Raw genomic sequence first — 26,241 nt, forward strand, 5'->3', positions numbered from 1 at the left:
CTCCCCAAAACTTCTTTTTCTATGAAACCAAATTCCTTACTACTGTCTCTCCTGTTTATTTCTCAATTTGTATTATCCCAAAAAAACAGTCTTACATTCCCAGACACTTTAAAAACTAAGGGTTACAAATACTTAGATGAAAAAATTGAAGAATTTGAAACAGACAGTTCAAAAGCTCGAGTCTATCTATACGTGTATCTTCAAAAAGCAAAGCAAGAAAAAAACTGGAATGAGATTGTAAATGGCTATCAAAACTTAATGCATGCTGCCCCAGAAAAGTATCGGTCAAGATATGCAGACAGTATAGTCTTGGCCGCAAAAAAGACTGGAGACAATGCCATCATTGGATCTTCATACTTGACCAAAGGAATTGTTTACTACAGTTTAAAACGCCATAATCAAGCTTTAGATAATTATATAATTGCCAATAATTACATCTCACGAACAGATAACGAGTATTTAACCTACAAATTAAAATACCATATTGCTCTTGTCAAATATTATCTTGGTTACTACGACGAAGCAATCTCCCTTCTCACGCAGTGTGTTTCTCACTTTAAAAAAAATGCTTCACAACCTTATCTAAATTCTTTGCACTCATTGGGACTCTGCTATAATCGCCAAGGAAATTATGGACATGTTACTGAAATAAATACTTTAGGTTTACAGGAATGTAAAAATCTGGGAATTCAAAAATTGGAGGTATACTTTATTCATTCGGAAGGCATAAATGAATACTACAAGAAAGATTATGCATCATCTATTAAAAAAATCCAATCCTCAATAGAGGATTTAAAACATAAAAAAGATTTTGGAAATGAATCTGTAGGATATTTTTACATAGGAAAAGATTATTGGGCACTTGGAAAATTCGAAATGGCAATTCCCTATTTCAAAAAAGTTGACTACCTCTTTAATACGAAAGGATATATTCGTCCCGATTTAAGAGAAATGTACGAACTGCTAATCAACTATTATAAAACAAAAGATAATCCAAAACTGCAGTTATATTATATAGATCAGCTCCTTAAGGCGGACCGTGCCCTTAATGAAACTTTTAAATATTTAGTTGGAAAAATAAACAAGGAATACCAGACTCAGGAATTACTACTGGAAAAAGAAAAAATCCAACGACTGCTTGATAAGAAGAGTAGTAATTATTCAGTTTTGATAGGATTTACTATTCTTCTATTTTTAAGTTTTCTATTTCTGACATTTCGTTATTATCGAAATAGAAAATTATACAAAAAAAATTATGATGAACTGATGCAGAAAAACAATATAACCGATCAGACTTCTAAGCCGCGTCAAAGAAACGAAAAACCAGCAATCTTGGATATAAATCCAGAAACTGTCGCACTCATACTTAAGCAGCTCGAAAAATTTGAAAAAGAAAATAAGTTCCTTGAAAAAGACATGAATCTTTCCAAACTTTCGTCCGCTTTTAATTCAAACCCAAGATATTTGTCAAATATAATTCGCCATTATCGTGACAAAGTTTTTACCGAATACATCAATGACCTAAGGATAGATTATGTAATTGAATTACTGCAAATTGATAAGAAAGCAAGGATGTTTACAAATAAGGCTCTAGCAGAGGAAGCTGGTTTTAGCAGCACACAGCTTTTTGTAAACGTTTTTAAAACTAAAACAGGTATGCCTACTGCATTTTTTATTGAGCAGATTAAAAAAGAAAATCTCTAATAATACTATTGATACGTCATTCTAATTGTGGTTTAAAATTTTACATTTGCGCTGTAATTAAAAAATAACAACGACTATGAAAGATCTTATAGCAAAAATAAATGCTGAAATCGAAACGTTCAAAACTGAATCTGAATCATTATCAGAGAAAGGTGTTAAAGCTGCTGGGGCAAGAGCTCGTAAATCTTCATTAGAAATTGAAAAACTTTTGAAAGAGTTTAGAAAAGTTTCTATAGAGGAATCAAAGAAATAGAGTTTATAAATCAAAGGCCCTTTCGCCTATACTGAAAGGGCTTTTGATATATTAGCGAATTATAAATTTATATCTCCATATGTAGGTCACCGTTATTTTTTGTTGACCTCACCCTTATAGCATTTCTCTCAAGGCATGCAATAACATTATTATCTTGATGCCTATCTCCAGAATTGTCGGCATATTTTGGTTGCATAATATCTATTATTTCGGTTGAAATGTTATTATCACTGCCATGATGCGGTATTTTTAGCCAATAAAGATTACTTAATTCATTTTTCCAATCTGGAATGTTTTTAAAAGAATTAATTCCCGCGTCCCCCGTGAATAAAAATTTATCATCATTTTTTTTTATGGAAATTATGATGCTTGCTTTATTTGTTGGTGTCAATTTAGCAGTTGATTCCGTTTTAAGGCTTTGACAAGGATCACTTAAATAAGTAGCTAGCTCCATAAATCTATGGGAATTTATAATACCTTCACTTCTGTAATCAATTGTTTCCTGAATGACCAACTGTTCTAAAGATAAATCCTTTGGAAATAGACTATCATAATATTCTTTAGTTGGTCCTAAAACTTTTATTTCTGGCCATCCCTCGTATGAGTCTCCATGATATACCTGCCTAATTTTGTGAGGAGGTATTTTACCAAGAAAAGTATCAAGTTGCTTTAATGATTCAATAATAAAGCTCGATTTTGTCATAATTGCATCTTCCTTTATATGTGAATTTGTTAACATCAGATTACTTTCAAACAAGAACTGTTCACGAGACTTTAAATGTTTTAGTTCTTCTCGTGAATCGTAAATTGTTAAAGCTTTATGATTTAGCTCTGGTGAACAATGAACCCATATCTCTCGAATATTAGTAATATAATCATCAATCAATGGAATTAATCCACCAATATGATCACTATCATAGTGCGTGGCTACAACAATATCCGGTGCATCTTTACCTTTTTCACGTAACAATTTTACAAGTTCAGGTTTTACCTTAGTTTCATAATGCCCGCTTTTACCCCCATCAATAACAATAATTAGATTTTGATTTTCTTTATCTAGTGATACAATTATTGCATCTCCATCGCCAACATCTAATAATTTAATAGTTCCTACCATTCTACATATTTTAAGATTTATTAAAAAAATAACAGTAATTAATCAATTACTTCCTATCTGGTATAAAATCTAATTCTTTTGGATATTTCTTAAAAGAATTTACTTTGTCTTTTGCCTTTTTAAAATAACATTCATTGACATATAACGTATCTAAAGCATCCCATTTACCTTTGATTACTGTTTTTTTTGTTTCTAGTTCTGGATGTTCTTCATCTTTAGCTAATAAATACACAGATTCTATCTCATGCCTAATCTTTTCGTATTGTAATCCTAACTTTCTATGTGTCTCAGATTTTTCACTTGGTTTTATGAAAGCTTGGTAAGCAGATAGAATTGCTACGATAAAAGCTATTAAAGGTAGAATCCACTCTTTAACCCAAGGATAACTAATAAATGGGAATCTATAAGTGAACGCAACAGTAGTTGTTAAAACAAATGATGAAATTCCGACCCATTTTTCCAATTTTGCATAGAAAAGGGATTGATAACAATGTGCATATTCAAGCTGATGAATTTTTCTCATCCAATCCAATAAAAGAAGTTCTGATCTATTCATAATTGTTTTTCAATTTTATCAAGTAAATAAATTGGTGAGATATTCATTTTCCTATTTATTTCTGACTCTTCAATATCTTTTGGACCAATTACAAATGACTCCCCTAAGCCATCTTTTCCCGTGAAGGAGAAAAATGTTGCAGAAGCATTTGGAGAATTTAAATGTCCTGATTGATGTAATCTACTTGGTTTAATCTCATAATAACCACCATCGAAGTGAACCTCTTCACTTATTTTAGTCAGTTTTGCGTTAATATTTTTATTGACAGCCTTGGAAGAATGCTGATTTACTTCATTTAATGATTTATTATACTGAACTTCAAAAAAAGAATGAGTTGAATTTTTAGAATTTGAGTCATAGTGATATCTATCATTTTTAACTTTTCCCGCTATAATCCAACTTTTCGCAAAAAAAGTATGTGAATGAATTGAAAAATCCAAGCACTTTTGCAAATCCATATATTCATCAAGTGAATCATCCCAAATATGTAGTCTAATAAAATCAAAACTTTCAAGAGATGCCTCTTTTTTGAATAGCGGAATTGATAAAAATCCTTGTGAACCTATTGAAGATATTGTAAGCTCTGATGGAATTACACGAATAGACTTTGATATTAACTTCCATACTTCTATTACATCAAGTATATTGTCAGTTTCTCTGCAGAAAATAATTTCATTTACTCCAACCAACCTGTAAACAAAAGAACTAATATACTTATCCGAAAGATCATCCGCTATATTAATTAATTCGCCTATATCCTTTTTATTTTCATCGACAAATAATAATGAGTTTATATCTTCTACAGAAGAAATTTTTCCTAAATAGTCAATCGAGTAAGATTTAACAATTGGACCATAAAAATCTATAAGAGTATCTTTATCTATATATTGGCTTTGCATCTATGTTTTTTTTAAAATAGTTTTATGTAAAAATTAGTATAGTTATACTATAATCTAAATGGTTTGATTTCTCTTGTTTTAACTTCTGGAATATTTTCTTCAACATCACTAAATTGAATTACGTTTCTGCTCAAAATTTTACTGAATAATAAGTTAAAATCATTGTCATCTTGGTCTTTTTTTAGATCAAGTATCTCTCTTCCTATAATTCCTGTCGGCACAATTTTTTCAAATTCTTCATCTCCAAATGACACAAATATGAACTTATTAATTTTTGTCTTAAGTTCTTCTAAAATTATTTGAAATTCCGTGCCAACCCCGCCTTCAAAAACATCAGCTTTCTTTTTATACTTTGCTGATAAAACCACTATAACTTTATCTGCCTGATTAATGCCTGTTACCATCATTTTATTAAGATTAGTAGCTGTTTCATTTTGAGTCGCCGCTCTATCCATAGTAGCATCAAAACCTTTTTTCCTTAAAAAGTCGACAAATGAAATAATCTTATCATTGTAATTATTATCTTCCCAAGCATAAGTAACAAAAACTTTAATTTTTTTGTCACCTTCAACTTCAATTTTCTTCACTAACTCTGTATTTTCCTTCGATCGTTTATTAATATTCTGTAATCCTTTAATTAATTCTTCCCTAACTTTAATTGGAATATGTTGCAGTCCTGTTTTTGAAAATCGATGAGCAGCCGATATAACAGTAACTCCTGGATTATTGTATTGAACAATCTGATTTAGAGATTCAACCAAAGGTTCTGGTAAAGGTCTATTTACATTACTACTTGATAAGTGATTTAAATTTTCTTCAACAAAGCCAATACCGTCATAAACTTGAACTACTGTCACATCTAAACCAATTTCTTCAGATAATTTACCGATGTTTATAGGAATATTTTTTTCAAGCCTACCATAAGGATTCTGAATATCAGCAATGATCTCGCCTTTAATTTTTCTATAATTCGGTAGCTCCCTAGATTTATATCCGTTTAGTTCGTTTTCAATATAATTAACTAAATCCTTATCTCCTGAGGTTTCGACTAGTTCTAAAGCTTCAAGTAACAGGAGACTCACTTTCCCTTCGTTATTTAATAATTTTCTGAGTAATTCTTTCATTCAAATTTTTATATTATAATTATTAATCCTACCCCAATGTAAATGGATCAATCATTCCAGTATTATTCTAAAATAGACTTACATCATTAAAAATTTGTTACTTTTAAAAATAAATTCTTGTAAGCATCTAAATTTTGGTGCAAAGTAGTTAATAAGATTATTATAAACTCAAGTATAATTACTCGATTTAATTTGTATAGAAATAAAAAAAGATGCCTTAAGCATCTCCTCTAATTAATATTCTATAAGTTTAAAAAATTCTGAAAGCTTAATATTTTTAGCCTCACAAATTTTATTCAAGGTATTAACTGGAATATTGTAGTTTGATTTTTCATGGTGCAGTGCAGTATTTTTTATTTTTCTGACAATGCTTTCTTCAATCCCATGATCTAATCCAAAGGCACGTTGAGACTTATAAGTTTCAATCCAGTTCTTATAAATATACTTACATATTATTTTACTTGTGTCGCCCATTATAACAAAGAAAAGCTAATACAAAAAAAATAATGCGTACGAAAATGCGCATTTTAAAATATTTTGTTATATTTGTAATGAAATACATATTTTTGCGATACTTCATAAAAAAATATTTGAAGCATTCGCTTTGAATCTTGCTTAGAAAAACTGGACACTTTTTTAGCGCGCAAGACGATAAGTGCAAATGCCTACGCTTAAAAGTGCGTGGGCTCACTTATTTGTGCGCAGGTAGTCCAGTAAATCCTTCTAAACAATAAGTCGAGTTCCACGTCACTTTATTTAGCGACAATTCTTCTTAAAATTCATAGCACCTCTTCTTTGTTTAATTTGACATTCGCTTTTTAAGTCAAACATTTTAATCAATATAGCCACTGAATTAAATAATACTTAAATGCTGATGTATTAAGCAATTTTGCTTCATACAAAAAAATAGCTCTCTATCTCGTCGCCAAACTAACATAGAGAGCTTTTAGCTAATCAAATCCATATTTAACTAACCAATCCCAATATTATGAATTATTTTTCATTTTACAAGGATGGGAAAGCGCTTTATTGCCTGTTTTTATTTGGCATTACTGTCTCTTTCTCATCTCTCTATGCTAGCAACTCGGCTAGTATCAGTTCAATCCATAATCAGCAGCAACAGATTAAAGGCGTCGTCTCGGACGGCTCAAGTCCTTTGCCTGGCGTTTCAATAACGATTAAGAACAGATCTGGATCAGCTGCTATTAGCGATTACAATGGCCAGTATTCTATTTCTGCTGCAGCTAGAGATACCCTTTTTGTTTCTTATATCGGTTTTAAGACTGCAATCATTCCAATTAATGGCAGGAACAAAATTGATATTGTTTTGAAATATGACACTACCACTCTGCAGGAAGTAAAGGTAAATGCAGGCTACTATTCGGTCAAGGAAGGAGAACGCACCGGAAATATTGCTCGAATTACTGCGAAGGATATAGAAAATCAACCAGTGACAAACGTCCTGGCCGTTATGCAGGGTCGAATGCCCGGTGTTGTAATTACGCAGACAACGGGCATCCCCGGCGGAGGTTTTGACATAAAAATCCGTGGACAAAACAGTCTGCGTGCAGGTGCAAACAATCCTCTGTACATTATTGACGGTGTGCCTTATGCCTCAGATCCGATCGGATCGGGTTCAGCATCTGTAGTTCTTCCTACCCAGCCAAATCCATTAAACAGTATCAATCCTGACCAGATCGAGAGCATAGAAGTGCTTAAAGATGCAGATGCTACTGCTATTTATGGATCACGCGCGGCTAATGGAGTTGTTCTGATTACCACTAAAAAAGGAAAATCAGGTGCAACCAAATTCTCAGCTAAGCTAAGTACTGGGGCAGCCACTGTAACGCGATTTATGAACCTTATGAATACTGATCAATATCTGTCCATGCGAAGAGAGGCTTTTGCAAATGACGGAATAAACCCTATTCCCTCCTACGCATATGATGTTAATGGCACTTGGGATCAAAACCGCTACACTGACTGGCAAAAGGAGCTGCTTGGAGGAACTGCAGACATTATAGACATGAACGCGTCAGTTTCAGGAGGTTCAGCGCAGACTCAATTTCTTTTTAGCGGGAATTTTAATAAACAGGGAACTGTGCTACCGGGAGATTTCAGATATAAAAAAGGAAATTTTCATTTGAATGTGAATCACGAATCCGAAAATAAAAAATTTAAAATTAATTTAAATGCAGGTTATACTGCTCAAGACAACAATCAGCCTCGGATTGATCTAATGAGAGAAACCTTTAGTGTAGCTCCCAATGCCCCTGCTTTGTATAACGCTGACGGAACGCTAAATTGGGAAAACAATACCTTTAATAATCCTCTTAGGAACTTAACTGGAAAATACAAAGCGCTTACCAATGACTTAATTGCAAACGCACTTATTTCGTACGAGATCGCGGACAATCTAATTTTGCAATCCAATTTTGGTTTTATAAGTTTAAACAATAATGAGAACACAACTAATCCTTCCACGCGATACAACCCTGCTTATGGTCTCGGACCTGAGTTTTCATCCCTTATTGCAGGTGATCTAAAGCGCAAGTCGTGGATTATTGAGCCTCAGCTAAATTGGAGTAAATCATATGGTCCGCACACTTTAAACATATTAGCAGGAGGCACTTTTCAATCTCAAAAAACTAATCAGCTTGTACAATACGCTTCTGGATTTGCCAGCAATAGTCTGATCTCAAATATAGGCTCTGCAACATCTGTATCAACTCTCCTTAGTGATGAAACGGTCTATAAATATCAGGCATTCTATACCCGCTTAAACTATAATTTTAGAGAAAAGTATATCTTGAATTTAACTGGAAGAAGGGACGGATCAAGCAGATTCGGTCCTGACAGGCAGTTTGCAAATTTTGGTGCCGTTGGAGCCGCATGGATCTTTTCTAAAGAGAATCTATTTAAGGATAACTCTTTCGTAAGTTTCGGTAAACTTCGTGCAAGCTATGGTACGACTGGAAGCGACCAGATTGGAGATTATCAGTACATCGATTCTTACACAGCAGGTATAAAATACGGAGGTATAACTGGTCTACAGCCAAGCCGACTATTTAACCCTTACTTCAGCTGGGAAACCAATAAAAAGTTAGAAGCCGCAATTGAAGCAGGATTATTTGGTGATCGCATATTTTTAACCGCCAGTTTCTATGATAACAGATCTTCAAATCAGCTTACTGGGATTCCTATGCCGGGCACTACAGGCTTCTCTTCAATACAGTCCAATCTTAATGCGGTGGTTCAAAATAAAGGAACAGAATTTACACTCCGCACAGTTAACATACAGAACAGCAACTGGAGCTGGACAAGTAATTTAAATTTGACTTTTGCCAAAACAAAATTGCTGGAATTTCCAAATTTAGAAAATTCCACTTACGCCAATACTTTGGTAATCGGCCAGCCGCTAAATATTAAAAAGGTTTATCACTACACGGGAGTGGATACACAGACTGGGGTTTATAAATTTGAAGATGTAAATAATGATGGCATCATTACACCTTTGGAAGATAAAAAAACAATAACGGATCTGACACCCAACTATTATGGAGGACTACAGAATACTTTAAAATATAAGAACTGGCAGCTTGACTTTCTCTTCCAATTTGTAAAGCAGAAAAATTATAACGCATCTTCTTATTTCGTGATGCCAGGATCTCAAGGCAATCAGCTTGCTTCATCGGTTAATAGCTGGAAACAGCCTGGCGATACAGCTCCATATCAGATTTATAGTACTGGGAATAACAGCACAGCATATAGTGCTTATTACAATTATTTTGACAGTGACGGAGCTATTAGTGATGCATCGTACATCAGGTTAAAAAATATCTCGCTTTCCTATGATATTCCTCTGAAAGATTTCAAATGCAAGGTATTTTTTGAAGGACAAAATCTGCTGACTTTTACAAATTTTGATGGTGCAGATCCAGAATTTACTGCCTTGGGCTATCTGCCTCCTCTGAAAGTATTTACTGCGGGATTGCAATTTAATTTTTAATCTAATAAATAACGATATGAAATCTCTTGATAACTTATCCGTGAAGCTGATAGCTTTGACGGATTTAAAACAGCACTTTAAATTTTATTTTTCAAATCTTGTTTTTCTGGTCATTCTATCTGGTTGCGATAGTTTTGTAGAAGTAGATCTTCCAAATTCACAGCTAACTTCCAAAAGTGTTTTTGAAGACAGGACAACTGCCAATGCGGCTATGACACAAGTTTATGCAAAGATGCGAGACAATGGGCTTTTTAGCGGTAATACATCTGGACTTTCTCATTTACTTGGGAATTATGCCGATGAACTTAAATTTTACGGAAATCCACAGGATGGAACCGCAGCTTTTTATAACAATATTGTCTTACAGTCTAATTCTGCAGTTAAATTTTTATGGAATGAAAGTTACAATCAGATTTACGGGGCTAATGCTGTGATTGAAGGTGTAAACTCTTCTGAAACGCTTGCACAGACAGATCGCGATCACCTAAAAGGTGAAGCATTGTTTACCAGAGCATTTATCCACCTTTATCTTACAAATCTTTTTGGAGACATACCTTATATTAAAACAACTGACTACAAAAAGAATGCTGTTGCTGTAAAAGAAACCCAAAATACAGTTTATAGACACTGCATTGAAGATTTAGTGTTAGCACAGACTCTTCTTCCGTCAGCATATAAAAGCTCAGACAGGACAAGACCGAATAAATTTGCTGCACATTTTCTTCTTGCAAAAGTCTATCTATATACGCAGCAGTGGGCAGAATCTTCAAATGAAGCTTCCGCTGTAATAAATAATACTGCTTTATATGTTTTTGAGAATGATCCAAGCAAAGTCTTCTTAAAGGAAAGCAAATCCACAATTTGGCAGTTTGCTCCTTCCTTAAACGGTTCAAATACACTTGAAGCTCAAACCTTTGTTTTTACTATCGGACCTCCGCCTTTATCGGCATTAAGTTTAGATTTTATCAATTCTTTCCAACCAGCTGACAAGAGAAAACAGTTCTGGATTTCGTCCGTTTCTGATGGCAATGCGACTTGGTTTTATCCTTCAAAATATAAAAGTAAAAGCACCACAGTTTCTACTGAATATTCAATTCTGCTTCGTTTGAATGAAGTTTACCTTATACGTTCTGAAGCAAGAGCTTATGAAGGAGATTTAATAGGAAGCAAGGAAGACTTAAATCGCATTAGAAATGCGGCCGGACTTTTAAATACTGAAGCGGTGTCGCAGAATGAAATATTGCAGACCGTTTTAAAAGAAAGACAGTTGGAATTATTCACTGAATTGGGATCTCGTTTTTTCGATCTTAAAAGATTCGGTGTTTTAGAACAGACACTATCCCTTACAAAATCAGGATGGGACAGTTTCGAAAGCAATCTCCCTATCCCTGAGACAGAATTAAACCTAAATAAAAACCTGCAACCTCAAAATAACGGATACTAATGAAATTATTAATTCCCATCAGCAAAACATTTTGGATTAGTAGCCTTTTGCTTATGATAATCTGCCCCGCAATGGGGCAGATTAAAAAATTGAAAAACTTATCTACCGAAGATTACAAACTTTGGAGTACCCTGCAGGATTTAAAAATATCTGACGATGCCAGCTGGATAAGCTATATCGTATCTTATGAATCACATCAAGACACTTTATTTGTTCAGAATATCAAAAGCAGTAAAACAATTAGTATTCCAAAAGGTAACAATGCTGAATTTTTAAAGGACAATTTTCTAGCCTGGATGATGCCTGGAAACGTTTTAAATATACTCAATTTAAAAATAGGCGCTTTTGCTAAATTACCCTGTATAAGCAGCTACACACCTTCTAATAAATGCATCATTTTGCAGGGAGAAATTAAAGATGAAAGGTATCTTTTGCAGGTTTGCTCCTATGAAGGAAAAATTATCAGAACCATTAGAAACGTATCTAGCCACAAGATAAGTCCCGATGGATCTAAAATTGCTATTTTCGAATCATCCGATCAAAATAAAATTTCTATCCTTGATCTTAAAAATAACTCGCAGGTTACTGTAACAAGGAATAAAGACATTTTATTTTCAAATCTTAAATGGCATTACAAGGGAAATTCACTTGCTTTTGGCGGTTTTTCTTCCAGTGATAATAAATATAAATTTCTTTATTTTTATAAGGTTTGCGAAAAAAAAATATACCGACTCACTGCTTCAGATTTAACGCAATACATTCCAAATAAGGAACTAGATCTTAAATATGACAGCTCTTTTGCAATCTCCGATAATGAAGAGAATTTATTTTTAAATGTCAAAGAATCAAACACAGCAGAAAATGAGAACAAGTATGGCATTCAGGTGTGGAACACAAAGGATAAGGATTTATATCCCCGAAGAATATTAATCGGAGATTCAAAAAAGTCACCAAAACTAATAGTGTGGAATCCTGAAAGAAATACAGTTAGGCAAGTTGTGGATGAGATTCATAATCAGGCTCTAGTCAACCTAAACCAAGAAAATATACTGCTCTATAATGAAAATGAAAACAAGCCAAGTTTCAAGCAGAATCCTGATATCAACTATTGGATATATAACATTAAAACAGGCGTTAAAAAAAAATTTCTTGACTATCAGGCAGTAAATGCAAATACTGTCTCTTTCTCGCCAGATGGAAAGTATTTTCTTTATTTTAAAGATCGCAATTGGTGGCTATATTCTTTTGAAAAGGAAAGCCATGTATGCCTGACCAAAAACCTTAGATTTTCATTTACTGATAATCAGAATCAGATTGCTGAAACTCCGTATTCGTACGGTTATGCAGGATGGTCAGAAGAAGACCAAAGCGTTTTTCTTTATGACCAGTTTGACATCTGGGAATTCGACACCAAAAACGCATCTTACAGACAGCTGACCTTCGGCAGAAAAAATCAGGATATCCATAGGTTCAATGCTTTGAAATCTAATTTCAATGGAAATTACATCACAAAAAATCAGATTATAAATCCTGGAAAAAACGCTGTTATTCGGGTTTCAAAAATTGACAACAGCTCTTCTGGTTACATGCTACTTGACGCAGACCGAAAACTTCAAAAAATAGCTTATGATGAAAAATATCTGCATGGAATTATCAAAGCTGAAAACAAGAAAAGCTTTGCTTACATCAGTGAAGATTTTGATTCGCCCCCACAGATAAAAGTTGATGGGAAGACTGTTTTTAAATCCAACCCTCAGCATACAAATTTCTTTTGGGGACGCTCAAAACTAATATCATACAGAAACTCAAAAGGTGCAGTTCTAAATGGTGTTGTGTTTTTTCCTGCTGATTACGATCCTGCTAAAAGCTACCCGATGGTTGTAAATATCTATCAAAAGCAGACCTATCTTCTTCATCGTTACAACAATCCAACTTTTCTAAACGGATCATCACTCAATGTATCAAACTACACCAGCAACGGATATTTTGTATTGCTTCCAGATATTGACTATCAGATAGGAAATCCTGGATTTTCTGCTCTTGACTGCGTTACAAGTGCAGTGAATAAGATAACTGACGACTATCCAGTTAATAGAAAAAAAATTGGCCTTACGGGACATTCCTTCGGAGGCTATGAAGTTTTTTTTATAGTGACACAGACCAATATGTTTGCCGCCGCCGTTGCTGGAGCCGCAGTGGCAGATTTCAACAGCCATTACTTATCCTACAATAAAGTAATTTATACTCCTGAAGCTTGGCGGTACGAGCATTACCAAATGAGAATGGGTACAGATCTATTCAGTGACTACAATAACTATCAAAACAATTCACCGCTAAAAAATGCCGCAAATATCACCACGCCGTTATTGTCTTTCAGCGGCAATTTAGACATGCAGGTTGATCCCATCCAAAGCAAGGAATTTTATCTCGCCTTAAGAAGACTTCAGAAAGAGCATATCATGCTCCTTTATCCAAATGACAACCATGTCTTGGGAAAGCCTGACAATCAAAAAGACCTTACAGAAAAAACATTGGAATGGTTTAATTTTTTTCTAAAGGGATATCCTAAATCACATTGGATGGAACCAAAATAAAAGCAACGCTGTTTTCGATAGAAAACAGCGTTGCCAGGTTAAATTAGTTTAATGCAAATTAAGGATTTGGAATTTTGTACAGCGGAAGGTCACAGTTGTTCTCGCTCACTTTTTGGAATAATTGAGAACTTCCAGAAGTACAAATCACACCGTTATTATCAGTCGTACATTGAATGTCGGCATGACATGGATCCTGCTGTGAAACATAACGGTATCCTGTTACATTTGCAAGAGTTTTTGTACTGCCCATTGAAGTAGTTACAAATGCTCCTGCTCCTCCTAAGATCATGACAGCTAAAGGTGCCATTAATCCTTTTGAAAAGATTTTTTTCATAATAATAAAGATTTGTATAGTTACGATCTACTCTATTTCAGGTTTTCGATCTGATCCCTGACATCGCGGCCTCGATATATTTTTAATTCTTTTTAATTTGTTGATTTACGGACTGATTTATCTTGCGCCAGATAATTGCGCAGTTTGTAGCATATTAACTGATTGCCTATCAAGACATAAATAAATGGTCCGTATACTGCCATTGCCTTTACTTTTTTTCCTGCTGAATCATATATTAAAAAACTGGAGCGATATGTTCTATTTGATAAATCATAAACATCAATTATGCTTGCCGTTTTCCAGATTTTTTCTGATTCATACAAACCCGGCAGAGCTGAATTAACATATAAGAATCTCCCATAGGTGGCGATTGCTTTGTTAACTGTTAGAGGAGGTTTGGCAAAAGTTTTCATTCTGCTGTTCTTATACTTCATAAGTTCAACTTGGGCATGGCTTATGGTATCAATCGTGTTTCCTTTAAAATCAAGCTCAAGGTTTGGTTTAATGACAAAGAACTTATTGCGGTAGTAATAGGCGTAAATCATTCTATTAAGCTGATTGTTATAAGTCAGAATACCATCAGTATCAAAAATCCCGTCAAACTGTTTTCTTAAAAGCTCTTTATTAAATTTCGCTTTTTCTGTGTTATTTAAATTTAAATTGCCCAATGCATTCTCACCTGTTTTTGGAACCAAATATCTCACTGCCATATTTAATGAATCCATAGGCTCGACACTTGAAAATAAGTAGCCGCCATTTAGCTTAAGTTTTCCATACCAGCTGCGTGTTTCGCCTTTGAAAAGGTATGGAACGGTGCCTTCATATAGAAAAAAATTATTCTCAAATACTTTTATCTTGGGTCTGGAAAATGGAAGTTCTTTTTCCTTTAAGGTAATTTGAAAATTGCTTTTCGCCTTTGACAAAGTATCAAAAACAACAATCCTAAATGGCGAAGTATAATTTCCTAAGTATAACTTTCCATCACCAAATCCTGCAAAATAATACGAATTAAATTTTAAGTCAATCTTGTATACTTCCTGAGCAGCATGCTGGGGAAAACGCCTTATAAATCTATTTTTATAATGGACTATATGTTCAGAAAAACTAAACAAAACTGCCATTGTCAATCCTGCGCTAAAAAAGACACTTAAAAGCAAGGCAATTTTGAAGTTAATTTGTTTTGTGCAATTGCTGCCATTTGATTTATTTGGAAACAGCAAAAATGCATAGCCTCCCAATACAGCAAAAATCAGATTAAAAATTAAATGCTGTTTCCATGACATTTTCTCTAAAATTCCTCCACAGGAACAGGGAATGAATGTACTATAATTCAATATTATATAAATGTAAAATGAAAACAGAATCATCAGACTGAAAGCAGATAGCAATGCTATCCGCCTAGTTGTTTTAAATGCTAAAAGAAAAGAAATTATAAACTCTGAAATTGGGACTAAAATCGAAACCCAGCCGGCAAACGGGCTCAAAATCGGAGATTGTCCAAGCTGGATTCTAAAGTCATTATAATCTAGTAGTTTGCTTATCCCTGCATACACAAAAAGAAGTATATACAAGAGGCATATAATTTCAATTACGGTATTTTTCCACTTTAAATTCATAACCTGTTCTTTTTAATTTTACAGCGAATATTATCTATTGACCAAAAATTGTTCATACAAATTTAGATAGGTTATTTTTCTGTGCACTTATCCGAATCAAGCCAAAGTTTTTCGAAATCAGGCAATTTTTCATACAAAAAATGCTTAACAGCAAATCAGTAACTGTTAAGCATTTAAATTATCATCATTAATTTTTTAGGCTTTGGCTGTATCGCTCAGAACAGACAGCTTTTCATTGAGTTCCACCAATCCAGCTTTTATGAGGCACTCTTCTGAAATGCTTTTGAGATCCTGCTGGCTATCGGAAGAAATGCTCTCCAAAAGCATAGAGTCTTCCTTTTTTGAATCGAGTCCCGTAGTGATCAGATGGCTCAACAGCAGCACATTTTTACGTGAAATCTTCAGATCAATCTTCACCGTTTCACTCATCCCAGGGATACTCAATACCGTATCAAATACCTTGGCCACATCATTTTTTGTAATCATAATTTCAGCGTTTTAATTAATAATATTTTGAATAGTAAAATTAAGTAGCTGTCTTTAGAATTTGGTAGTCATAATTTAGCGACGATTGTTTATAGTTCAAAGCTTTTCTAATTTCGTTCCATTATTAAAAGTCTGAAAGATTGCAACGTTCCTGCAATCGGCCAGATGTCCGGTTGTATCACAACCGATATCTGGCTGCCCATTGGCTCGAAACTCGCCGGCAGAGAATATTTTAATTTACAGGATATAGGACAATGAAAAGGAAAGAAAATGAAAGAGCAAAACACAAACCGAACCAAGTGGCTGCACCTTAGGCTAACTGCATCAGAAATGTCGTTGCTGAAAAATGGATTTGAAAAATCATTATGTCCAAAACTGAGCGATTATGCCCGTAAAAATCTGCTGCAAAAACCAGTAGTATTAAAATATAGAAACCAGTCTGTAGATGATTTTATTATTGAGGTTGGCAGACTCAGATCTGAACTCAATGCCCTCGCAAATAACTACAATCAGACTGTAAAAAAACTGCATACACTTCATCAGATTTCCGAATTCAAAGAGTGGATTTCAGCTTCTGAAAAACAAAGAGAATTGTTGCTCAAATGCATTGAAGAAATAAAAAACTGCACCTTTAAATTGGCTGATAAATGGTTGCAGTAATTAAAACAGGACAATCAGTCCGCCGTGTTTTCCACTACAATGAAAACAAAATTATCGAAGGCTTGGCCCTTTGCATCGGTGCCGAAAATTATCCTGCGGATCATGATAAAATGACTCCTGATTTTAAAGTAGCTCAGCTTGCCAGACAGCTGGAACTTAATGAAAATGTAAAACGCGGAAGCGTCCATATTTCGCTAAATTTTCATCCGTCTGAGAAAGATCTGTCTCCTGATAAATTAATGGACATTTCGAGGAATTATATGTCTGAAATAGGCTTTGGCGAGCAGCCGTATTTAGTCTATCAGCACTTTGATGCAGCACATCCGCACATCCATATCGTTTCAGTAAAAGTAAAATCCAATGGCAAAAGGATTGATATGCAGAATATCGGCAGAAACCAATCGGAAGCCGCACGAATTAAAATTGAAAATGATTTTAATCTTGTAAAAGCGCAAGGAAGGGAAAAGCAGATAAATTACATGATAAAGCCAATTGGTTTCTCAGCGGTAAGATACGGAAAGATACAGTCCAAAAAAGCTATATCAGAAGTCTTGAATTTTGTTCTGAGCAGCTATCATTGCAGAAGTCTAGCCCAATTCAATGCCGTCCTTAACCTGTACAACGTTACAGCCGATAGAGGCTCTGAAAACTCCAGGGTATTTAAAGGCGGAGGACTTGTATACCGCATACTGGATCCTGATGGAAAACCACTAGGTGTTCCAATAAAGGCAAGTGACTTTTACAACCGTCCGACACTCCAGTTATTGGAGAAAAAATTTGAAAAGTCCAGGTTCCTTAATTCAAGACCGGGACTTAGGATAAAAAACAGCGTACGTTCGATCTTAAGCTCTTCTAAACCAACTTTAAAGGAGCTGGAATCTGCATTGGAAAATCAGGGAATAACAATGGTAAAACGTCTTGCACAAAATGGAAAAATTTACGGACTTACCTATGTCGACCATGTCTCAAAACAGGTCTGTAACGGAAGCGAGCTTGGAAGAGAATTTTCTGCCGCGGGGATAATCCAAAGCTGCCGAAAATCAGAATTTAAAACCTTTGACAGCAAAATACGATCCGAAAAAAATCTTGATCCAGTATTAAAAACGCTCCTCGAAATACAGGAACTGCTGGCTTCAAAAAATATTTCCGGCAGTATGCTTCAAGAACTTGCGGACAGCCTTTTCAAAAGGGAATTCCCTGGCAGTTTCCTTCCTTCATCGCTTAATGGAAAAAAGAAGAAAAGAAAAAGAAAAGGTCTTTCAAATCAATAATTACAAAAAAAAAAAAAAAAAAAAACAGTTATGCAGACAGGAGAAAATGAACAGGCACTGAGAAAAATTTTAGATATGACAAGGCTAATCGGCATATTGCTGCTGGGCATCCATTTTTATTTTTATGGCTACGTCTTTTTTGAGCAGGTGGGACTTGCATCTAAATTAAGCAGCAAGATATTGGAGAACATTTACAAGACAGGGCTCTTCAGCACATTTCATAAATCAAAGTTTATCTCGCTGATATTTATTTTGATATCATTGTTAGGTGCAAAAGGAAGAAAGAATGAAAAGCTAAAGCTAAAAAAAGCTTTCCGCTTATTGCTTGCAGGACTTTTGCTATATTTTGGAAGTGTATTAATCTTAAAGCTAAATACTATCAAGATATCTTCGTTTATGCTTTATGTTTTTGTGACAGCTGCGGGTTTATTATTGATAATATCTTCAGGCACCCTGCTGTCAAGAATTGTTAGCAGAAAATTAAACAGTCGTGATATTTTCAATAAAGAAAACGAAACCTTTCCGCAGGAAGAAAGATTTTTAGAAAATGAATATTCTATTAATCTGCCGGCACGCTATTATCTCAAAGATAAGATTCGCAAAAGCTGGATTAATATCATAAATCCATTCCGTGGTTTGCTGGTCTGCGGCTCTCCAGGTTCTGGTAAATCATATTTTGTAATAAGGCATATAATTACCCAGCATATAGCAAAAGGTTTCAGTATGTTCGTTTATGATTTTAAATTTGATGACCTTACAAAAATCACTTATAATGCTTATTTAAAGTGCAGGCATCTTTATGCTGTAGAACCAGCATTTTATGTAATAAATTTCGATGATCTGGCCCGTTCTCATAGATGCAATCCCCTAGAGCCTTCATCAATGAAGGACATCACTGATGCGGCAGAATCGGCTAGAACAATCCTTCTGGGACTTAATCGCGAGTGGATAAAAAAGCAGGGAGACTTCTTTGTGGAATCTCCCATCAATTTTTTAACGGCAGTAATCTGGTATCTGAAAAAATACAACGACGGAGAGTTCTGCACACTGCCTCATGTAATCGAACTCATGCAGCTTGAATATACTAACTTGTTCACTCTGCTGCGATGTGAAAAAGAAATAGAAGTGCTGATCAATCCTTTCGTTAGTGCCTTTCTAAATGAGGCTTCTGAGCAGCTGGAGGGGCAGATTGCTTCAGCTAAAATTGCAATGTCAAGGCTCTCCTCGCCCCAGCTCTATTATGTGCTTTCTGGCAATGATTTTACCCTAGACATCAATAATCCTCTAAGTCCAAAAATTGTATGTATGGGAAATAATCCGCAGAAAATACAGACCTATGGAGCTGTACTTTCCTTATACATCAATAGGCTTATAAAACAGGTCAATAAGAAAGGCAAGCTCAAAAGCAGCCTTGTTTTTGACGAATTCCCAACGGTATACCTAAACAACATTGACAGTCTTATTGCCACTGCAAGAAGCAACAAAGTTGCTGCCTGTCTTGGCATTCAGGATTTCAGCCAGCTGAAAAAAGATTATGGGCGTGAACAGGCTGAAGTTATTATGAACATCACAGGAAATATTATCTCAGGTCAGGTTACCGGTGACACTGCAAAACAGCTTTCAGAACGTTTTGGAAAGATCATGCAGGATCGCGAGAGCCTTTCAATAAACAGTTCCGATACCTCAATAAGCCGTTCCCGCCAACTTGAATCAGCAGTCCCTGCTTCAAAAATTTCCACACTTAGTTCTGGAGAATTTGTGGGTATGATAGCTGACAATCCTGATTGCATGATCGATCTAAAAACATTTCACTCGCAGATTATAAACGATCATGATTTACTTCAGAGAGAGTCTGAAAATTATATGGATTTCCCGCCTGTGAGAAGTTTGGAAAATGCCGTGGTAAATAGAAATTACTCACAGATTAAAAAAGATATTCAGGACCTGGCAGAATCTGAAATGGATGCGATTTTTGAAGATCAGACACGAAAGCATCTTATCGTTAGAAAAAAGAAAATTTGACCTGCCAAGAAGTATCTTCAATAAAAAAACATTGTATATCAACTTTTAATCTCTATGCAATTTGAAATTTTTACTATAGCACTCAAAAGTTAAAATCACCAATATGGAGGCTTTAAAACTTAAAGGTTCTAAGATCAACTAACCATAAAATTATAGGCATGCAATAGCTTCAAAACTTGACTCTATTCACTGTTTTCTGTAATTTTGCAGTTATGAATCCAGAAGAAATTAAACGATACTTTGAAAGCAGTCCGCCACCTAAGGAAGTAAAATGGACCGAATGGGCGTACATCTCAGATACACAGCTTTTCCTGAAGAGCTGCTATACCGGAATTAGAAACTTCAATGGTCCTTTGGACCGCTGTCCCGCTTGGTGGCATCTAAGGGATTTTTATATCTTGATGAAGAAAATTTCGGCACAATCGGTGCCTTCAGAAGAAAATGCTACAGAACACACAGCTTTGCATGCCATTACGAATTCTATCTCAGATGAAGTGGTTTCAGAGACAGAAATTGAAACCCCCGAGTAAAACCTAACTGATAAAATCACTTATTTATTATAGCGACCGTCCTGCATTCATCAGCAGGACTTTTTTTATAAAAGCGATATACATTTATGATGATTAATGCAGCTTCACCAAATAAAAAAATCTTCTGCCGTAAATTCTGAATAAAGCTTTTTTTTACTCTTTATTTTCTTTTTCAAACCAGCTGAAAAATAAGGCTTTTTAATTTTTGTTACCATTTGTAACATATTTACTTTTTAAAATTGTTATAATCTGTACTAATTTTGATCTATATAAAAATGAACAGGTCATGAGCAGAGCAATTGTACATATAGACATGAACACGTTTTTCGTATCGTGCGAAAGGCTTACCAATGCAGAACTTAACGGCATACCGCTTATCATTGGAGGTGGCGAAAGAGGCGTTGTGGCTTCCTGTTCTTATGAGGCACGAAAATTCGGCGTTCGTTCCGCAATGCCGATCCATATGGCTATGAAGCTCTGCCCGCAGGCTAAAATAATGAAAGGTGACATGGAGCTCTATTCAAGGCTTTCCCATGACATCACTGAAATAATACAGGAAAAAGCGCCAGTGGTCGAAAAGGCCAGTATCGATGAATTCTACCTGGATATTACTGGAATGGATAAGTTTTACGGCAGCTATAAATGGACCGACGAGCTTGCCCAGCGTATCACCAAGGAAACAGGCCTCCCTCTCACCTTTGCGCTATCGATCAACAAGACCGTATCGAAAATCGGAACGGGGGAAGGAAAACAAAAGCAAAATCTGGAGATACCCGAACATCTGGTCCGCGCATTTCTGAATCCGCTTTCCATCCGCAAAATTCCGATGGTGGGTGAAAAGACATTCCAGCTGCTCTCGCGTATCGGCATAAGAACCATCCAGACCCTGTCTGAGATGCCTGCAGAATCCCTGCAGCAGATGATCGGCAAAAATGGAACTGAACTTTGGAAAAAAGCCAACGGCATTGACAATACGCCAGTAGAGCCTTACACGGAAAGAAAGTCTATTTCTACCGAACATACCTTCTCTCAAGACACTATTGATGTTCAGAAATTAAACCGAATCCTGCAGGGAATGGTAGAAAAGCTGGCCTACCAGCTGCGTGCTGAGCAGTGGCTTACCTCAACTGTGACAGTCAAGATCCGGTATGCTAATTTTGATACCGAAACCAAGCAGTCGAGAGTGCAGTACACCTCAGCCGACCATCTCCTGATCCAGACCGTCAGCGATCTATTTGCAAAGTTATACCAGCGCAGGATGAGGTTGCGCCTTATTGGAATACGCTTCAGCGGTTTGGTCAGAGGAACCTACCAAATAGACCTTTTCAATGATACTGAAGAAATGCTTGCCTTGTATCAAGCAATGGACCGCATGAAGACCCGATACGGCTTTGATGCCGTTATGCGATGCGCCGGTGCATCTTTCAAACCCAATACCAAAGACGAAATTCTTAAACGTAAAAAATAAATCATGTTTCTCAACTGCCACTCTTTTCATTCCCTGCGCTACGGGACCATTCCGCTGGATGAGCTGATGCGTCAGGCAGTAGAATGCGGAGTAACCGCGGCTGCATTGACCGATATCAATACCGTTACTGGCATATATGATTTCATAAGAGACTGCGAAGCAACAGGCATTAAACCACTGGTCGGGATCGAATTCCGATTCACGCATAAATTCCGCTACATCGCACTTGCCCAAAATACGGAAGGGCTTGCCCAAATGAACCGCTTTTTGACCGAACATAATTTTAGCGGCACTCCCCTGCCTGAAAAGGCTCCTCAATTGGACTTTGTTTATTTTATTTATACACTTGAAAATGCACCCGAGAAGCTCAGCGAAAATGAATTCATTGGCATCCGACCTGACCAGCTTGGCAGGCTCTTTATGCCTGAACTGAAAAAAAAAATATCCAAAATGGTCATCCTGCAGCCAGTAGTGTTCCGAACAAAAAGGGAATACAACCTGCACAGGATCCTTAGGGCTGTTGATCTGAATGAGCTTCTGTCCAAACTACAGCCCGATGACTGCTGCAGTAAATCCGACCTGATGATTCCTGAACCGAAGCTACTTGAAGCTTATAAGGATTACCCGCAGATCATACAGAACACGCAGCAGCTTATTGACAGCTGCAATTTTAAATATGATTTTGAAAGCCCAAAGAATAAAAAGCATTACACCCAGAATAAAAAAGGAGACATTGCTCTGTTGACCACTCTTGCCGAAGAAGGTCTTGTATGGAGATACGGACGCCATAATGCAGAGGCAAAAGCCCGCGTCGAAAAAGAGCTGAAAGTTATTAATGATCTGGAGTTTAGCGGATATTTTCTTATCACTTGGGACATTATCCGGTACAGCAATAGCAGGGGATTTATGCACATTGGACGCGGAAGCGGTGCCAATAGCATCATTGCATACTGTCTTGGAATCACAGATATCTGTCCTTTGGAACTGGATCTGTATTTTGAGCGTTTTCTGAATGAAAATCGAAAAAGTCCTCCTGATTTTGATATTGACTGGTCTTGGAAAGAAAGGGATGTTATTCTAAAATACATTTTCGACCGCTACGGCTATGAAAATGTAGCTTTCTGTGGAACCAATGTGGAATTTAAATACCGTTCCATTTTCCGTGAAGTCGGAAAGGTTTTCGGGCTTCCAAAAGATGAGCTCGACATGCTGGCTAAAAACCCCATGAAGGCGCATCAGACAAATCACATCGTGAAATTAGTGCAGGAATACGGAATGATGCTGGAAAAATATCCCAATATGCGAAGCATGCATTCCTGCGGTATACTGATTTCTGAAGAGCCTTTGACCAATTATACGCCACTCGAAATGCCACCAAAAGGTTTTCCAATAGTTCTGTTTGATATGCATACAGCTGAAGACATCGGATTTGATAAATTTGATATCCTTAGCCAACGTGGTATTGGGCATATCGACGATACGGTAAAAATCATTGAAAAAAACCGAGGCATAAGAATCAATATACGCGACACTGCAATATCAAAAAACGAACAGTCTGCAAATAAATATCTAGCCGAAGGACGCACTATCGGCTGCTTTTATATTGAAAGTCCCGCCATGCGTGGACTGCTGAGAAGACTTAAATGTGACAACTATAAGACCCTCGTGGCTGCATCATCAATTATCCGTCCGGGTGTTGCACAGTCAGGTATGATGAAGGAATATATATTTCGCCACAATAATCCTTCAAGGTTTGAATACTTCCATCCCGTTTTCGAAGAGCAGCTTGGTGAAACCTACGGCATCATGGTATATCAGGAGGATGTAATAAAAATTGCCCTGCACTATGGAGGGCTTTCCGCTGCTGATGGTGACATCCTAAGAAGGGCAATGTCTGGCAAAGGACGCTCCAAGGCGGCCTTACAGAAAGTGAAAGATGATTTTTTTATTTCCGCTGCTGCAAAAGGCCATCCAGAAGGGCTGAGTATAGAAATTTACCGCCAGATAGAATCTTTTGCGGGATATTCGTTCTGCAAGGCGCATTCGGCCTCTTATGCAGTGGAAAGTTACCAGAGCCTTTACCTCAAAGTGCACTACCCCATTGAATTCATGGTTGCAGTGATCAACAATCAGGGAGGCTTCTACCGCACAGAAATCTATATACACGAAGCTCGAATGGCGGGCGCTGTTATTCATACCCCATGCGTGAACATGAGCGAGTATGAAACTGCCCTTTATGGCAATGACATCTATCTAGGCTTCATGCATCTGCAGGGACTGGACTCCAAACTCTCACAATTTATAGCTGCCGAACGCGAAAGATACGGTTTATATAAGTCATTGGAAGATTTCATAAACCGTGTTCCGATGGGTATTGAAAACATTAAGATTCTGATTTTTATAGGAGCATTCCGATTTACTGGAAAAACTAAAAACCAGCTACTTGTCCAGGTCAGTCTTTTAATGAACAATTTCAAGCCTGAGAACCGTGGGCTGATGCTTATCCGCGAGCCTGCAAAAGAATTCAAACTGCCCGTACTGGAACGTTCGGTCTTTGAGGATGCATTTGATGAAATTGAATTGCTTAACTTCCCCATTTCTTGTACCGTTTTTGATCTGCTGCAGACAAGACACCGAGGGGATGTCATGGTAAGAGATTTATTAAAATACCATAAAAAGCAGGTCCGCATGCTCGCCTATCTGATCTCGACCAAACAGGTGCCGACAAAAAGAGGCAATATGTATTTCGGAACCTGGATCGACCATGAGGGTGCTTATTTTGACACGGCGCATTTCCCTGACTCTCTTGCCCAGCATCCTTTTCAGGGAGGCGGCTGCTACCTACTGTTAGGTACAGTGGAAATAGACTATCATTTCCCGACCATCACCATTTCCAAGATGGCAAAGATGCCTTTTATTCCCGATCCCCGATATATGGATTCGGACAAGAGGTTTACCACGCAAAACCAGATTAAGGAAGATGTCAGCAGCACGCACCGCAAGCCCTATCCGCAGGAGCACGAGATCAATCTGCCAAGGCATAGGATGAAATTCTGAATTTTAAATTATGTAAAGTCTTAATAATGAACTAAATTTGATAGAGGGCAAAAAATGCGGACATGAAAATAATAGTAAAAAACAGCAGTCTTCTGCTTTTTTTCCTTCGAAGAATTTCTTTTCGCTTTGCATTTTCAAATATAAGCTTTTCTATGCGCTTGATATCTATATGGTACTGCTCCATCGACAATATTTTAGGAACAAAACTATTGCGGTATATTTCTAAAAACAGCCCGATAGAGCCATAATATTAATAAGAAAAGGTATTTTTAATTCTTAATAAAAACCAGGTTATGTGCTACTACACCCAGCAGTCAGCTGCAATCGAAAATGTCAAAAGCCGGTTTAATGCTGAAGTGGATAATGAGGAAACTTATCTTCAGTCGGATTTTATAAACGGGTTTTCTCATCCGAACATTCCAATAATACTTAATTCCACCCCCCATCTAATAACAACAGATTACACATGGGGCCTGCTTCCATCATGGGCAAAGGATATGGAATTCAGAAAGAATACCCTTAATGCAAGGATTGAAAGCATTGATGAAAAAGCTTCTTTTAAAACCATTACACACAATCGCTGTTTAATAATTGCCTCTGCTTATTACGAATGGCATTGGAATGACGAGAAAGGAAAAAGCAAAGATAAGTACCAGATAAACTCGCAGGATGATGAAATTTTCACATTTGCTGGACTATATTCCTCCTGGACTGATCCCATAACAGATGAAGTAAAAAACACCTACACCATGGTTACAACAAAAGCAAATAAAACAATGCAGTATATCCATAACCATAAAATGCGTATGCCGATCATGCTGAAGAGAAAGGATGAATCCGCATGGCTTGACCAGTCTGTAAAGATTGAAGAATTTGCCTATCCGTATGAAGGAAACTTAATTGCTTTTCAAGTATAAAACTGCTATGGACAAAATTGATTATTTTAAGGGAGTTACCAATCAAGACTTTATTGACTATTATAAAGTTGATCTTTATTCACGTATGGAAATTACAATTTATTGGAAAAACCGGTCAATTTGACCACCTAATTCCGGAGTAAATTGACTACCCGTTCCGGAGCAAACTGACCACCTGAT

19 protein-coding genes are annotated in these 26,241 nt (G+C 36.3%); 12 read left to right on the forward strand and 7 right to left on the reverse strand.

Going from position 1 to position 26,241, the window contains the following annotated elements:
- Positions 1-21 precede the first annotated feature (21 nt).
- Entirely contained in the window at positions 22-1,704 is a 1,683-nt protein-coding gene (locus AAYQ19_RS20375; RefSeq protein ID WP_343538888.1) for an AraC family transcriptional regulator, read from the forward strand.
- Between the two features lie 76 nt (positions 1,705-1,780).
- Positions 1,781-1,957, forward strand: a complete 177-nt coding sequence (locus AAYQ19_RS20380; RefSeq protein ID WP_131424719.1) for a BF3379 family histone-like protein — start codon at positions 1,781-1,783, stop codon at positions 1,955-1,957.
- Between the two features lie 67 nt (positions 1,958-2,024).
- Here AAYQ19_RS20380 and AAYQ19_RS20385 read toward each other — a convergent pair whose 3' ends face one another.
- From AAYQ19_RS20385 to AAYQ19_RS20400, 4 genes are read right to left on the reverse strand one after another with little or no spacing between them, the layout of a single operon-like run.
- Positions 2,025-3,074, reverse strand: a complete 1,050-nt coding sequence (locus AAYQ19_RS20385) for a ComEC/Rec2 family competence protein (protein WP_343538891.1) — start codon at positions 3,072-3,074, stop codon at positions 2,025-2,027.
- Between the two features lie 46 nt (positions 3,075-3,120).
- Positions 3,121-3,630 (reverse strand): SLATT domain-containing protein, encoded by a 510-nt coding sequence (locus AAYQ19_RS20390; protein WP_343538892.1) that lies wholly within the window; start codon positions 3,628-3,630, stop codon positions 3,121-3,123.
- Entirely contained in the window at positions 3,627-4,529 is a 903-nt protein-coding gene (locus AAYQ19_RS20395; RefSeq protein WP_343538893.1) for a hypothetical protein, read from the reverse strand. The genes AAYQ19_RS20390 and AAYQ19_RS20395 overlap by 4 nt, the downstream gene beginning before the upstream one ends.
- Positions 4,530-4,576: 47 nt before the next feature.
- Complete coding sequence (locus tag AAYQ19_RS20400; RefSeq protein WP_343538894.1) at positions 4,577-5,653, reverse strand: AbiTii domain-containing protein; 1,077 nt, start codon at positions 5,651-5,653, stop codon at positions 4,577-4,579.
- A gap of 988 nt (positions 5,654-6,641) precedes the next feature.
- Here AAYQ19_RS20400 and AAYQ19_RS20405 point away from each other — a divergent pair.
- Genes AAYQ19_RS20405 through AAYQ19_RS20415 form a run of 3 tightly spaced genes read left to right on the forward strand, consistent with a single transcriptional unit; the run spans position 6,642 to position 13,700 of the window.
- Positions 6,642-9,662 (forward strand): SusC/RagA family TonB-linked outer membrane protein, encoded by a 3,021-nt coding sequence (locus AAYQ19_RS20405; protein ID WP_343538895.1) that lies wholly within the window; start codon positions 6,642-6,644, stop codon positions 9,660-9,662.
- 16 nt (positions 9,663-9,678) lie between these two features.
- On the forward strand, positions 9,679-11,106 hold the full coding sequence (locus AAYQ19_RS20410) for a RagB/SusD family nutrient uptake outer membrane protein (RefSeq protein WP_343538896.1): 1,428 nt from the start codon (positions 9,679-9,681) through the stop codon (positions 11,104-11,106).
- Positions 11,106-13,700, forward strand: coding sequence for an alpha/beta hydrolase family protein (locus AAYQ19_RS20415; RefSeq protein ID WP_343538898.1), 2,595 nt, complete (start codon positions 11,106-11,108; stop codon positions 13,698-13,700). The genes AAYQ19_RS20410 and AAYQ19_RS20415 overlap by 1 nt, the downstream gene beginning before the upstream one ends.
- 58 nt (positions 13,701-13,758) lie before the next feature.
- On the opposite strand, the gene AAYQ19_RS20420 is transcribed toward AAYQ19_RS20415, so the two are convergent.
- The 3 genes from AAYQ19_RS20420 to AAYQ19_RS20430 form a co-directional block, all read right to left on the reverse strand.
- The gene (locus tag AAYQ19_RS20420) at positions 13,759-14,034 is read right to left on the reverse strand and encodes a hypothetical protein (RefSeq protein ID WP_343538901.1); all 276 of its coding nucleotides are present in this window, start codon (positions 14,032-14,034) and stop codon (positions 13,759-13,761) included.
- A gap of 92 nt (positions 14,035-14,126) precedes the next feature.
- On the reverse strand, positions 14,127-15,650 hold the full coding sequence (locus AAYQ19_RS20425) for a MauE/DoxX family redox-associated membrane protein (protein ID WP_343538902.1): 1,524 nt from the start codon (positions 15,648-15,650) through the stop codon (positions 14,127-14,129).
- A 195-nt stretch (positions 15,651-15,845) separates the two neighbouring features.
- Positions 15,846-16,136: a hypothetical protein gene (locus tag AAYQ19_RS20430; RefSeq protein ID WP_343538904.1), complete on the reverse strand. Its 291-nt coding sequence runs from the start codon at positions 16,134-16,136 to the stop codon at positions 15,846-15,848.
- A 270-nt stretch (positions 16,137-16,406) separates the two neighbouring features.
- On the opposite strand from AAYQ19_RS20430, the gene AAYQ19_RS20435 reads away from it, so the two are divergent.
- The 7 genes from AAYQ19_RS20435 (at position 16,407) to AAYQ19_RS20465 (ending at position 26,061) form a co-directional block, all read left to right on the forward strand.
- A complete protein-coding gene (locus AAYQ19_RS20435) occupies positions 16,407-16,796 on the forward strand; it encodes a plasmid mobilization protein (RefSeq protein ID WP_343538906.1) in 390 nt (129 codons plus the stop codon).
- Positions 16,784-18,067: a relaxase/mobilization nuclease domain-containing protein gene (locus AAYQ19_RS20440; protein ID WP_343538908.1), complete on the forward strand. Its 1,284-nt coding sequence runs from the start codon at positions 16,784-16,786 to the stop codon at positions 18,065-18,067. The genes AAYQ19_RS20435 and AAYQ19_RS20440 overlap by 13 nt, the downstream gene beginning before the upstream one ends.
- A 30-nt stretch (positions 18,068-18,097) precedes the next feature.
- Positions 18,098-20,089 (forward strand): conjugal transfer protein MobC, encoded by a 1,992-nt coding sequence (gene mobC, locus AAYQ19_RS20445; protein WP_343538910.1) that lies wholly within the window; start codon positions 18,098-18,100, stop codon positions 20,087-20,089.
- A gap of 212 nt (positions 20,090-20,301) precedes the next feature.
- The gene (locus tag AAYQ19_RS20450; RefSeq protein ID WP_343538912.1) at positions 20,302-20,619 is read left to right on the forward strand and encodes a DUF6965 family protein; all 318 of its coding nucleotides are present in this window, start codon (positions 20,302-20,304) and stop codon (positions 20,617-20,619) included.
- Between the two features lie 286 nt (positions 20,620-20,905).
- Positions 20,906-22,087: a DNA polymerase IV gene (dinB, locus tag AAYQ19_RS20455; RefSeq protein ID WP_343538913.1), complete on the forward strand. Its 1,182-nt coding sequence runs from the start codon at positions 20,906-20,908 to the stop codon at positions 22,085-22,087.
- 3 nt (positions 22,088-22,090) lie between these two features.
- Positions 22,091-25,144 carry a DNA polymerase III subunit alpha gene (locus AAYQ19_RS20460; RefSeq protein ID WP_343538915.1) on the forward strand — a complete coding sequence of 1,018 codons (3,054 nt, stop codon included), beginning with the start codon at positions 22,091-22,093 and terminating at the stop codon, positions 25,142-25,144.
- A gap of 293 nt (positions 25,145-25,437) precedes the next feature.
- Positions 25,438-26,061, forward strand: a complete 624-nt coding sequence (locus tag AAYQ19_RS20465) for an SOS response-associated peptidase (RefSeq protein WP_343538916.1) — start codon at positions 25,438-25,440, stop codon at positions 26,059-26,061.
- The last annotated feature ends 180 nt before the right edge of the window (positions 26,062-26,241 follow it).

The sequence above is a fragment of the Flavobacterium mesophilum genome (genome assembly GCF_039581405.1).
Lineage (GTDB): Bacteria > Bacteroidota > Bacteroidia > Flavobacteriales > Flavobacteriaceae > Flavobacterium.